The organism is Aridibaculum aurantiacum, from assembly GCF_017355875.1.
Lineage (GTDB): Bacteria > Bacteroidota > Bacteroidia > Chitinophagales > Chitinophagaceae > Segetibacter > Segetibacter aurantiacus.
Genome location: NZ_JAFEWC010000001.1, coordinates 1,403,255 through 1,417,022, shown reverse-complemented (window position 1 = coordinate 1,417,022; position 13,768 = coordinate 1,403,255). Strand labels below are relative to the sequence as shown.

The window sequence follows — 13,768 nt, the reverse complement described above, 5'->3', positions numbered from 1 at the left end:
AATATGTATAATTATCGCCAGTTGAAAAAATAAAATGCCCCGGTGAAGGAGCACTTACTATTGATTTTGTATAACCCATCATTGCTTTTGAACTTTGAAAGATTGAATTGATTTTCCATCATCCACTATTAGCATATACATGCCTGCAGGCCAGCTGGTCATATCTAAACGAGTGATACCAGCTGCTTTATGTACCCACAAAGTTTGGCCGTAGGTATTCACCATTCGTAGTTGAATTAATGAATTTCCATTGTTATTGATAGAAATATTCAAAATGTCTTTTACAGGATTAGGATACATGCTAACCTGTATATTCTTACCAATAGTTACCAACCTGGTAGCTGAATACTTGTGGCTGCCATCGCTGTCCACCATTTGCAGGCGATACAGGTTTTTACCTGCAGGAGCATTTGCATGAACGAATTCGTAACTCCTGTTGCCATTAAGAACATTCACTGCATTTACTTTTCCTATTGGCGCAAAGGTTGTTCCGTCAGAAGAATGTTGAACAATGTAATGAGCTACTTTATTTTCAGCAGTTACTGACCAGCTGGTCTTTACATCCGCCCCTTGCAGTTGCGCATCAAAAGCCAAAAGCGTTACCGGCAGCAATGCTTCGGTATTCACATATACTTTTTTATATAGGAAATTATTGAACCCAAACTGCTCAGACTGCTGAAGTCCCGGGTTAGCTTCAATGTATACGTTGTACCAGCCCGATAGGTTTTGCACGTTCAATGAAACATTTACCTGTCCCAGTTCGCCCGGAGCCAGAGGCTTCAACTTACTTATCTGGTAGTCAAAAGTATTGTTGAGCGTATCAGTCAGCACAATCTTCACAGCCACGCTGTCGAATGCTTTATTAGAAACATTTTTGAAACCTACCTGCAGAGGTAAAGTAAAGGCAGTAGCCGTACCAAAACCAACGGTATCAGGAATATGGTAATACAGGTTTGGAGCAATGGCACCTTCACGAACAGGCGTATACAACACACGCCACATGCTTAGCTGGTAAGGCGTAGCGGTAACGGTATCAGCATTTTCCATTCGCAGCTTTATAAAAGGATAAGCCGCTGCACTAATGCCAGAAATATCAAAATCCTGCTGATTTACATTAAGCGTATGAAGCACCACTTCCTGTCCTGCAGGTGTAGTGCCTACTACCTGCACAGCAGGATAATCATTACCAGCTTCTTCCATTGTACCCGCCCATTGTACTTTGTTCCAACTGGTGGCAGGGCCAAACCTTGGGGACTCTATAACACCACTTACGTGTGGACTGGTTGCATCTTTAGAAAGCACCAGCTTATCGTACTGCCCTTCGCTGAATTCGTAAACAGGTTCAAAGGCCGGGTTGTTCTTTTGGTAAACAAAAGCCCATGTGCGTGGAAAATAGAATGAATCTATTTCAGCAAAGCCCTGGCTCTTTAGCATATGGTACAGCGAATTGCCGCTGCCATACAGGCTGGTATCTGCCTGCCAGTGCGATGCATAAATATTATACGGCGCATCGTTAATCAATCTTACTGTTACAAAAGCGCCAGAAGGTATAGAGTTCAGGAAGTCCATGGCGTTTTTGCGGCTGGCAGCAGTGCGGTACGAATATTCAAAATTGTATTCGCGTCCAGGATTACAAACGGGTGCTGCACCAAACGGATTGGTGGTATTGCGCCAAGGCCTGAAAGTAAGCGAGTCAAATACGTTCACTATTATAGAGCTACCGATGCATGCACTTCGTATAGAAGCCACTCCATCTACAGAAATACTGAAGTGCATATCCTCTGTGCCACTGGTAGGATACATGGCATTTGAAATAAATAAGTTGTGGTTCTGGCTCTGGTAACCATATTTTCTTGAAGCGCTGTCTAATGAAATATTCTTGTGCTTCGACTGGAGCAACTGGTACAGGTGTCCTTGTTGCGCACCTTCCAATCCGGTTTTGTATACAAAAGAAAACTGCCTCCATTCAGGAGTGGTTAGGCCTGCAGGCGAAACACGCCAATAGTAGGTCCTGTCGTTCTCATAACTGAAACCCGGATCAAATTCTACCACACCACCAGCCGATGCTTTTGTAGCAGATACTTTAGCAGGTGAATTGAATAGCGCCGTAGTATCTATCTCCATCACATAATTCCTTACACCCTCTAAAGGATTGGCCGTAGAAGCTACCAGCTTTGCGTTTGGTTGGTTGATAATAGAATAATTGTACGGATAAATGGGGCGGATCTCATTGGCTGAAATGGTGATCGATTTCGCTGCCGAATTGTTCGCGGTTGAAAGTTCTGCAACAGTATTCCCATCATTGATAGTAGCTGTGAAAACATTTACACCAGCATCTATATTACCTACTACAGGCACTTCCACAGTAATGGAATCTGCATAATGCAGTTTTGCGAATTTCTTTGTTGCAATGGTTTTAGTATTTCCACCAGGCCACGTACGGGTAAGTTTGAAGCTAACAGAGTCGTTAGTAGCCTTACCTATATTGAACACTCTCACTTTTACAAAAAGACTGGTATCGGCTACTGAATGAAATGCAGGCGAAGTAGATATCTGCGGCGCCTCTATCACATAATCAGGCTGTTTGAAAGAATTGAATTTTACAGCCGGGTCGCCATGCCACGCATACGTTTCAGCATGAACACGTGCATAATAATCCATAGGACCAGTAACAGTAAGCGCATTGCCTATTGCTTCCTTTATTATTTCACCCGCTGTTTTTGCATAACTCGTTTGGGCAATTGACTTATAGAAATGTTTTGAAAAAAGATCCAGGTAGTTTACCACACCGAAGTGTGTACTGGCCAAATATCCTATCGCTCCTTTAGAAGGTGCTAATACAAATTTTTCTGAAATAGTTGTCTTGGTAGTAAAACGACTTGTTTCAAATGCAAAGTGATTACCTGCACTACATCCGTTGGCTATGAACACAGGATATTTTCCAGAGTTATTATAACTCTCCGGGTTGTCCAGGTTAAAATCAAGATTTGAAGAAGACGAGTGGCCGAAATAGGTGATCAAAGAAGCACCTTTTTCAAATTTTTCTTTAAACGAAATAATGGCATTGGTATAATTAGCAGGATCAGCTGTTTTACTGAAGTTGGTAACATTGCCCCCAAACGAAGTATCCGAAATGGTAGCTTTATATCCATTCAGATAACCATCTATCTGGCTTCCTAAGGTAATATCATTGGCACCAGCGATCTGCAAAATATTTTTCATCCAATGCTTATCCTGTAGCGTTTGGTTTCCTACGGCCTGGGCAGCTTCGTACTGTTTTACCTTTTCCAGGTAATCACCTACTTCCTGTGGCGACACCGCAGACAAACGACCAATTGGTGTAGCAGGCACAGCCTTCATATCACTTGACGCCAGCAAATTATCTGAAGCAGGAAAACCCCATGTAGGCACCAGGTTCAGCCGCTCTATCATAGCATTGTTCTCGTACTGGCGGTAGTGATTATAAGAAACGCCTTTACCAATCAAGAAAACATGTTTTGGCGCAGCAGCAAAATTGGCTCGGGCAAAACGCAGGAAGTTTTTGATAGACAGCGGGTGCTTTTTCACGCCATAAGCAAATTGGTCTACCAGCTGCTCAATATCTATCACCTTAGCATTGTAGCCTCCACCGGTAGTGGATGAACGATACTGGCGGTATTGCTCTACGTAATTTTCAGAACCGGAGCCATAGATCAGCGGGTTGCTTACGATCAGGTAATCACCCTGGTTTGCCGGCTGTGCATAATTGATAAAAGAACGTTGTTGGAAGCTGCTGATCTCTTTGAAATAATTTCCAGCCTGTGTAGTAAGTACCAGTTGGTACGCCACTGTAGCCGGTGCCAGTACTACTTGTACAATATTAGGATCAGAAATATCGGTCACGTATCGCTTGCCGTTTGCCTGGTCGTAAAGCACAGGAGCCACGCCACCATGGTTAAAATTTGCTATTTTAAGTAACCTACCTGATGATGACGCCGGAACAGAAAATTCAAAAACAGAACTACCCCCAAAATTGAACTGGCGGGGATATGTCAACTCGATCTTTGCAACGCGCATCTCATCGCAAGGGCTGGGGCTTTGGTTAATAATGGAGAAGCTGGCACTACCAGAACTTATTGTGCTTACCGGCACCAACTCTTCTACCTTTTCGTAGTTAATGTAGTCCATCTGGAAGAGGTTTACTTCCTGGCCATTCAGCAGCACCCTCACTACCCTGCTGTTCTGGGCGCCGCCCACTGCATTTATTCGCATCACCATTGATGACGGACCAGAAAGAAACGGGTAGAGATCAGGAAATCCTTGTCCTAAGGTGGTACTGCTACCGCAGGCAACAGGACGAATCACCCGGCTCAGCCAGCCTTCTCCTTTGTCGTATGTAGAAGAAAATAAGTTGGTACCGGAACTGGCATAGAAACCACTTTGAATATCACCTGCACGGAAATATCGCCCAACCGTATGCATAAAATAAGTTGTGGGTGTAAGCGAGGTATTAGCCACATTATTTGCAGTTGGCGTCAGCCGCTTATTAGCAGCGGTAGTATTGACGGTAAGGAAATAAGAAGCTGTATCTGTTTGTAAACTCCACTTGTCAGAAAGCTGGAAATCGGGCTGGCCATACAATTGCGCATCCAGCTTACCATTGTTTATTTCACCCCAGAACTCAATATAATCTGAACTACTAAAGATGCCGGTATTTGAAACATAAACAGGCACTTCTTGCCCATCGCGCCAAAGTTGAAAGTGTGCACCGGCGACACCAGCCAGGCCTGCAGACTGCAAAGAAGAATGTGAAATCCGCACCATTCCTTTAGGAATAGGAGCACCTGCAGCATCGGTTCCAAAACCAAAAACCTTGAACTTGTAGTAAGTTTTATTGTAATCGATCCACTCGTTGTTATACGATTGGCTGAATAAATATTGTGAAAACAGTACAAGCGTTAAAACAATAAGTAGCCTTTGGTTCATAGAAATGAGTTTGGAAACAGGTGTTACAACGTATGAAGCCAATTTTTATTTTATCGCTCTGGCACTTATAACGGTCACTGTAAGTCAAGAACAAACATATCACGAGTAATTTGACCAACAGGCTGCGTTAAGGAGATTTTATAGCATACGAGGAAATTTTGCTCATCTTTTAATCTTCCTGCACTACTGGGGTGCAGGTAAGGCTGATTAAATCAATCGCTTTACATTTGCCGCACAATACAGAACCATGAACTTGATAGAGGAACTTAGCTGGAGAGGCATGATACAGGATATAATGCCAGGCACTGAAGAACAATTACTGAAAGAAATGACAACAGGCTATGTGGGTTTTGACCCTACAGCCGAAAGCCTGCATATTGGGAGCCTGGTTCCTATTCTATTGTTGGTTCATTTGCAGAAGGCTGGCCACAAACCTGTGGCTTTGGTTGGTGGTGCTACCGGTATGGTTGGCGATCCTACAGGTAAAAGTGAAGAGCGCAAGGTGCTGAGCGAGGAAGTGTTGCAAAGAAATGTAGAAGGTGTGCGCAAGCAACTGGAGCAGTTCCTTGATTTTGATCCGGCTAAACCGAATGCTGCCGAAATGGCCAACAACTACGACTGGTTCAAAGGGATCAGTTTCTTAGACTTCATCCGCCAAGCTGGCCGCCACATCACGGTAAACTATATGATGAGCAAGGACAGCGTGAAAAAGCGCCTGGAGTCAGAAAGCGGAATGAGCTTTACCGAATTCACTTATCAATTAATTCAAGGCTACGATTTTCACTATTTATATAACAACAAGAACTGCAAGCTGCAAATGGGTGGCAGCGACCAGTGGGGAAATATTGTTACCGGCACCGAACTCATCAGGAGAAAAGGCGGCGGCGAAGCATTTGCGTTTACTTGTCCTTTGATAACAAAAGCCGATGGAAGCAAATTTGGCAAAAGCGAAAATGGCAATATTTGGCTTGACGAAAATCTATCATCTCCATACGAGTTCTACCAGTTCTGGTTAAACACATCGGATGCTGATGCTACACGTTACATAAAGATCTTCACCTTTATGTCGCAAGCTGAAGTAAACGAACTGCTGGAAGCTCATTCTGGAAACGAACACCAGCGTCAACTGCAAAAAAGACTGGCAGCAGAGGTAACCGCATTTGTTCATGGAAAAGAAAAACTGGATAATGCTATTCGTGCCACAGAACTCTTGTTCAGTAAAGACACGATGAATATTGTGGCCACACTTTCGCCGGCAGAACTGGATGCTGCCCTTCAAGGTGTTCCCGCTGTGGAAGTAAACCAAGCTGAGCTTGCTGCTACCAATCCTGACGTAGTAAGTTTCCTTGCAGACTCAACCATATTTCCAAGTAAAGGTGAAGCCCGCAAAATGGTGCAAGGCGGTGGCGTAAGTTTCAACAAACAGAAAGTAACGGATATAGCTACCAAAGTAGATGCAAGCAACTTTATAAACGAAAAGTACCTGTTTGTACAAAAGGGAAAAACGAATTATTACCTGGTGAAGCTGGTGTAGTGGCATTAGTTTGACATATGGCAGCTAGTTTGGTGTTAGAGAAAGTTAGTACTTAACAAAAAGCATTTGAAAAAAGTCTACTTCATAAGCGGCCTGGGAGCTGATAAACGAGCCTTCAACTTCTTAGACTTACGCTTTTGCGAGCCTGTTTTTATCACTTGGCTTCAACCACTGCCTAACGAAACGCTGCAGTCGTATGCGCTCCGCATTTTTGAAGCATGCATCAAAGATGAACATGCCACCATTATTGGTTTAAGCCTGGGTGGAATGTTGGCTACGGAAATTGCAAAAGCACATCCTTCAACCAATGTGATTATCATTGCAAGTTGTAAAACGTTTAGAGAGATCCCGGCATACCTGCGCTTTTGGAGACACTTGCCGGTATACAAATTGACCTCTCGTCATTCTATTCATATATCAGGAAGAATAGTGCTCCGTATACTTGGCGCAAGAGGTAAAGAGCAACAACAGCTGCAAAGGCAGATACTGAAAGATTCCAATCCTGCCTTTACCCGTTGGGCGCTTGATGCTGTAGTGAAATGGCGAAATGAAACTGTGCCATCTAATCTTGTTCATATCCATGGTACGGCAGATAAGCTGCTGCCTTACAGCTATGTAAAAGCCGATCATACTATTATAGATGGGGAGCATGTAATGGTGATGGACAGAGCAAACGAACTTTCCGCCTTACTGGAACAACTGGTTACAAAAAATGCTTAAGCACCTTCCATATCTCATCTCCCACCAGCTTGTTGCCTGCTACATTCAGGTGTACGCCATCCGTGGTTAATATGCCTTCATTTTGCGTAGATGGAACCGACTGGTAGTACTGCATGAAAGCAGCATGAAGATCCACCACCGGTATATCATGATTTGCCGCAAGCTCCTTTATTGCCTGCGTGTAAGCTTCAAGGTCATTCCAAAAATGTTGATTACCTGCTACTGTCTCTCCTATAGTGGTTGGTGTACACGCAATCACCGGTATATTAGCCAGCTTCATTTTCTGCAATAGCTTATCGTAGTTTTCTCTAAAAGACTGCAAAGCTTCCGCTGTGCCATGCTCCTGTTTGTGCCATACATCGTTGATACCAATGAAAAGCACCACCACCTTTGGCTCATTTAATAGTACATCATGATCAAGTCGTCTTATAAGATCGTGTACTCCGTGCCCGCCCCTGCCACTGTTAATGATCTCGAGGTATTCACCCATGCTTTCTCCTCGTATATGCTCAGATATAACGGCTATATAACCGCCAGGCCTGGTTCCTGCTTCTGTGATTGAATCACCAAAAAAGATCAGCCTCTTTTTCTTGCGTTTCATGTTGCTGCCCATCAGGATCATGGCAAAAACAAACGCTGCTATAAAAAATAATTTTAAACCTAAACTCATAGATCAATTTAACAGGGACGGCCGTTCACGGTATACCTTCCATACAAATTCGCCGAAAAGTGTATTTGCCCACGCGAACCAGCTGCGTGTAAATTTAGCTGCATCATCTTTATGAAATGCTTCGTGCATGAAACCTGTACCTGCATGGCTCTTCTGCAGCATGTTAAGACAAAGTTTTATCTCTGCATCATTGGTAGAGGTAAGTCCTCGCATAATGATGCTGAGCGGCCAAATATAATCCTGGCCAATATGGGGACCGCCTATACCTTCGCCTGCAGGCCCTTTATAGAAATGCGGGTTTTGGTTAGATAATACATACTTGCGCGTTTGCTGGTAGATAGGATCATTCAGTGGCACACAACCCAGGTAAGGCAGCGAAAGCAATGAAGGAATATTTGCATCATCCATTAAGTTGAAACTGCCATACCCGTTCACCTCGTACGCATAGATCTTTCGTTTTCCCTGCTGTATGATGGCATGTTGCTGCAGTGCCTTCTCTACTTCTTCTGCAAGTTTCAATGGCTCCAAACGCAATTGCCTTTCCATCATATCTGCCATATCACGCAAAGCTTTTACAGCAAAAAAATTGGAAGGAATGAGATAAGGAAAAATAGTGGCATCATCACTGGGACGAAAGACAGAAACGATAAGACCATTTGGTTTACCGGGGTTACCATAACCAGCCATTGGCACTACATCGTTGGCCCATTGCGATTGGCGCATAAAACTGTAAGGACCGGGTCCATCAAATCGTTGTTGCTCCCTAAAAGTTTTTACAACCAGCTGCATCGCCTGTATCCAATCATCATCAAGAATGCTGGTATCACCGGTAGCTTTTATATAACCATAGCTAAGCCTGACAGGATAACACAGGCTGTCTATCTCCCACTTCCTTTCATGAATGCCCGGCTTCATCTGCGTAATATCATTCTTCCACTCGCTTACTTTATTTACATCTTTATAAAAAGCATTCGCATAAGGATCAAGCAAAATGCATTTTACCTGGCGATTGATAACACCAGCAACCAGTTTTTGCAGACCAACATCTTTCTTACACAGCGCAAGATATGGCCACACCTGCGCTGTACTATCGCGCAGCCACATAGCATCTATATCGCCAGTGATTACATATGTATCTTGCTTGTTACTTATTACCTCGTAATCAACCGTTGTATCAAGTGTATTAGGAAAACAATTCTCAAACATCCACGCGATCTCTTTGTTGCCGATCTTGTTTTTTATTTCAGCAATAAGTTCTTCTACCGCTTTGCTTGTAAAATTTCTTTTACCAACAGGCGTGCGAACAGTAGGAAAAACATTTGACTGCGCCCTGCCATATCCAGATAATGCAAGACCTGCCGCAGCCATGGAAGATTGAAGAATAAATTGCCGCCTGTGCATAAAATTATTTGAAGGAAATTATACATTTATTCACCAAAATCAACCCAATGAGCCAAAACTTATACACCCTTACTAACGAGAAAAGTTGGAAAAGTATGTTGGTGCATGACAACCAACTACTAATGATGAACAAGTCGTTCAAATCAGGTGAAGATTTTCTTGAAAGCTTTAATAAGAAAGGGCTTTTCAAGGAAAAGAAAACGATTGAGATTTCAGCCATCCACGAGCTTACGCATCTTGAAAACAATGCAACCAAACTGGAAGTAAAAGCTGATAACAAAAAGATACCGCTGCAGTTTACCACTACACAAGAGTTGGCTGATGTTGTTGCTTACATCAATAGTAGGCAAAATCTTACGCCTTCAATAGAAAGACAAAGCACGCTGAAAACAATTTCCTCTCCCCTTCTGGGTTTATTTTTTACTGCTTTATTTACCTGGGTCATTTATATGGATGCAGAAATATTGGAAGGTGGTGGACAAGTGGAAACATCTGGCCGCAGGGCAGGAATGAAATTCTTGTTTGCTAAAATAGCGGAGATACTGGGAACAACAGGCACTTTGATAGTTGGCGCAATTGCTTTTGGATATTGCATTTATTCAATAGTAAAAAAGCTACAAACGCCGCCTAACCAGGTAGTATATCTTTAGTAGGAGATCAAGATATTTTATTCAACATCTTGCATAATGGGAGTAGTTACTGCTCCCATTTTTTCTACAAATTTCCTGTCGTCAATTAAGTAACCATTGCCTTTGGCGCAAATGTGAACCTGCAAACCTTCCATGCTAATGGGATTGCCTACAGGAATATCGGCAATGTTGGAATGCATGATACCATGACCATCGATGATGATGACCATTCCGCTGCCTATGGCTTCCATCTTATTTCCATCGGTGATAAGCATGCCGGTATCTTCTCCAAGTCCGATACCGATAGCAGAAGGATTAGCACCAACAGCCTGTGCCAGCCTTCCAAAACGGCCACGTTTTTCAAAGTGAGAGTCGAAGATCACGTTATCCATGAAAGCAAGACCGGTGGTTATTTTTACTTCACCCTTTAAATGCGCACGGCTGGCTTCTCCTTCGTAGATCATAGTATTGCTCATAGCCATTGCGCCTGCCGATGTACCGGCGATTACAAATTCTTCATTATGATAACGAAGGAGAATAGTGCGAAGGAATTTAGTACCGCCAAAAGTGGCCGATAACCTGAGCTGGTTGCCACCACTAAACATTACTGCATCACATTCTTCTATTCGCTTCAGGTATTCAGGCTTGTTTACATCTTCACGGTTGCGTATATGCATCAATCCCACATGGGTACAGCCAATGCGACCAAATGCTTCCAGGTAATTATTACCAACTTCAAAAGGTATCATAGAAGCAGTGGTGATGACTTCAATACGTGCCATTAATCCACCAGCCTCTTCTACTATGCGGCGTAAAATGCCCAGTTCAAAAAAATTGAGATTATTGCGGCTGATAAGTCCTTTTTCCAGGTTTGTCCCCTTGTCTTCAGCGCCTCCTATTGCTATTAATTTTCCCTTTGGGTAAGACATTATTAAGGTATAAACAAGCGCAAATGTAACTGATTATAAAAGCGGTTTGCGGCTAATCAGCATTTGCACATCGTTTTTATCGTTTTTTAAACTATGGGTATATGGGTCACGTTAACATCAGTATCAACGCTCCACTAGTGCTATATCTTATACTGGTATACTAATTTTATTACCTTCAGCAAGATTGGCTATAAGCTGATCATCAATTAGTTCATAAAAAGAAACACCACAACTACACAGATGAAGATCGTTGAAATTAAAGTGATGCGTGGCCCTAACTACTGGAGCATCAGGCGGACGAAGCTAATACAAATGAAACTTGACCTCCAGGAACTTGAACAACGTCCTACCAATAAGATCGATGGTTTCCTTGACAGGCTTCGCGAAATGATGCCTTCATTGTACACTCACCGCTGTAGCGAAGGTGTTGCCGGCGGTTTCTTTCATCGTGTGGAAGAGGGCACATGGATGGGTCATGTAATAGAACACGTAGCGCTTGAAATGCAAACCCTGGCTGGAATGGATACCGGTTTTGGCCGCACTCGCAGTACAGGTAAAGAAGGAGAATATCATGTTGTTTTCAGTTATATGGAAGAAGATGCAGGCGTTTATACTGCAAAAGCTTCTGTACGCTTTTGCCAGGCACTGGTAGATGGGCAGGAATATGACCTGGAAAAAGATATACAGGAACTGCGCGAGATAAGAGAGAATACGCGGCTTGGTCCTTCAACCGGAAGTATAGTGGAAGTAGCAACGCAAAGAGGCATTCCTTTTATCAGGCTAAACAAACATAGCCTTGTGCAACTTGGTTATGGTATCCATCAAAAACGTATACGTGCTACCATAGCAAGCACCACATCTAACATAGCTGTAGATATAGCAGGCGATAAAGAAGAAACCAAAAACCTTCTTGAATCAGCACAAATTCCTGTTCCCAGAGGATCTATAGTCCGCGATCCTGAAAGCTTACAGGATGCAATAGACAAAATTGGTTATCCCATTGTTTTAAAACCAATAGATGGCAACCATGGCAAAGGTGCCACGACCAATATACTAGATTGGGAGCAGGCACTTAAAGCTTTGGAAGCTGCACAGGTATATAGCCGCAGTGTTATTTGCGAAAATTTTATTGTAGGTTATGATTTTAGGTTGCTTGTTATAAACCACAAGTTTATATGTGCAGCATTACGTACACCAGCCCATGTAGTTGGTGATGGTGAACACACCATTCAACATTTGATAGATGTAGTGAACAGTGATCCGCGCCGCGGATATGGCCACGAAAAAGTGCTGACACAAATTGTGGTTGATCAGTTCACAGAGAAAATGCTGAATGAAAAAGGCTATACGGTGAATAGCATACCTGCAAAAGACGAAATAGTTTACCTGAAACCTACGGCCAACCTGAGTACAGGAGGTACAAGTACAGATGTAACAGATGAAGTGCATCCTTCTAACATTTTCATGGCCGAAAGAATTTCAAAGATCATTGGACTTGATATCTGTGGTATAGACATCATGGCGCCAGACCTGCGCGAACCTATATCACAAAATGGAGGAGCTGTACTGGAGGTAAATGCTGCGCCTGGCTTTAGAATGCACGTGGAGCCATCTGAAGGACTGGCACGCAACGTAGCCGAACCAGTAATAGATATGCTTTTTCCTAAGAGCAGCAATGGCCGTATCCCTATAATAGCTATTACAGGTACCAACGGAAAAACAACCACTACCAGGCTTACAGCACATATATGTAAGCATGCAGGTTACAAAGTTGGCTTTACTACATCTGATGGTGTATATATTCAAAACGAGCTAATGATGACCGGCGATTGCACAGGGCCTGTAAGCGCACAGTTTGTTTTAAAAGATCCTACAGTGGATTTTGCAGTGCTTGAATGTGCACGTGGTGGGATAATAAGGAGCGGTCTTGCTTTCAGGCATTGCGACATTGCTATTGTTACCAATGTTAGTGCAGATCATATGGGATTGGGTGGTATTGATACACTCGAAAAAATGGCACGGGTAAAAGCGGTGGTACCGGAAACGGTTTTCCCGCATGGATATGCCATATTGAATGCAGATGACGACCTGGTATACAAAATGCACGAAGGTCTGGACTGCAATGTTGCCTTCTTTAGCATGGATGAAAACAATCCTCGTATCCAGGAACATTGTAAGAATGGTGGCATCGCCTCAGTATTCGAGAACAATTACATCACCATTTTGAAAGGCAGCTGGAAGTTGCGCGTATTGAAGGTGACAGATGTTCCGCTTACTTATGGTGGTAAAGCCGTTCACAACATTATGAATACATTGCCTGCAGTATTGGCTACTTACCTATACCGCAACATCACCATTGAAGACTTACGGCTAGCGCTGCAAACTTTCATCCCTTCAGCAGTACAAACACCGGGAAGACTTAATTTATTTCAGTTCAAGAATTTCCAGTTCCTGGTGGATTATGCGCACAACCCTGCAGGATTGCAATTGCTCTGCGACTTTGTGAACAAACTGGACGGTACGCCGAAAGTTGGTATCATATCTGGCACCGGCGACCGAAGAGATGCAGACATCATTGAAATTGGAAGGATCTCTGGCAAATACTTTGACGAGATAATCATCAGGCAAGACAAGCACTTGCGTGGTCGCACAGCCGAGGAAATAGTAGGCTTGCTGATACAGGGTATCAATGAAACGAAAAAACAGGATATACCTGTGGAAGTGATCATCAATGAAAAAGAGGCGATCATGCATGCTTACAACAATGCAAAGAAAGGTTCTATCATCACCATTATGGCAGATGTGGTAGCCGAAGCTTTGAGCCTGATAAAAGGACTGAAAGAGAAGGAGGAACAGATTTAACCACTGTGTTTTTCATGTTTCATATAGCAGTAAAAAAAAGATCAAGAATTTTTAAAGA

Annotated in this window: 8 protein-coding genes; 4 read left to right on the top strand and 4 right to left on the bottom strand. The window is 43.1% G+C overall.

What is annotated here, in order from left to right; all coding sequences use genetic code 11:
• Positions 1 to 78: 78 nt before the first annotated feature.
• A complete protein-coding gene (porU2, locus tag J4N22_RS05830) occupies positions 79 to 4,965 on the bottom strand; it encodes a putative type IX secretion system sortase PorU2 (protein ID WP_207492761.1) in 4,887 nt (1,628 codons plus the stop codon).
• Positions 4,966 to 5,212: 247 nt separating this feature from the next.
• On the opposite strand from porU2, the gene tyrS reads away from it, so the two are divergent.
• The gene (gene tyrS, locus J4N22_RS05825) at positions 5,213 to 6,499 is read left to right on the top strand and encodes a tyrosine--tRNA ligase (RefSeq protein WP_207492760.1); all 1,287 of its coding nucleotides are present in this window, start codon (positions 5,213 to 5,215) and stop codon (positions 6,497 to 6,499) included.
• Positions 6,500 to 6,565: 66 nt separating this feature from the next.
• Positions 6,566 to 7,219, top strand: a complete 654-nt coding sequence (locus tag J4N22_RS05820; RefSeq protein WP_207492759.1) for an alpha/beta hydrolase — start codon at positions 6,566 to 6,568, stop codon at positions 7,217 to 7,219.
• Here J4N22_RS05820 and J4N22_RS05815 read toward each other — a convergent pair.
• Entirely contained in the window at positions 7,203 to 7,889 is a 687-nt protein-coding gene (locus tag J4N22_RS05815; protein WP_207492758.1) for an SGNH/GDSL hydrolase family protein, read from the bottom strand. The genes J4N22_RS05820 and J4N22_RS05815 overlap by 17 nt on opposite strands.
• A 3-nt stretch (positions 7,890 to 7,892) precedes the next feature.
• Complete coding sequence (locus tag J4N22_RS05810; RefSeq protein WP_207492757.1) at positions 7,893 to 9,290, bottom strand: glycoside hydrolase family 125 protein; 1,398 nt, start codon at positions 9,288 to 9,290, stop codon at positions 7,893 to 7,895.
• A 47-nt stretch (positions 9,291 to 9,337) separates the two neighbouring features.
• On the opposite strand from J4N22_RS05810, the gene J4N22_RS05805 reads away from it, so the two are divergent.
• The gene (locus tag J4N22_RS05805; protein WP_207492756.1) at positions 9,338 to 9,940 is read left to right on the top strand and encodes a hypothetical protein; all 603 of its coding nucleotides are present in this window, start codon (positions 9,338 to 9,340) and stop codon (positions 9,938 to 9,940) included.
• 17 nt (positions 9,941 to 9,957) lie between these two features.
• Here the strand turns inward: J4N22_RS05805 and J4N22_RS05800 are convergent, their stop codons facing one another.
• Positions 9,958 to 10,848 (bottom strand): cyanophycinase, encoded by an 891-nt coding sequence (locus J4N22_RS05800; protein ID WP_207492755.1) that lies wholly within the window; start codon positions 10,846 to 10,848, stop codon positions 9,958 to 9,960.
• Between the two features lie 240 nt (positions 10,849 to 11,088).
• Here J4N22_RS05800 and cphA point away from each other — a divergent pair, with 240 nt between their 5' ends.
• Positions 11,089 to 13,710: a cyanophycin synthetase gene (gene cphA, locus J4N22_RS05795; protein ID WP_207492754.1), complete on the top strand. Its 2,622-nt coding sequence runs from the start codon at positions 11,089 to 11,091 to the stop codon at positions 13,708 to 13,710.
• The last annotated feature ends 58 nt before the right edge of the window (positions 13,711 to 13,768 follow it).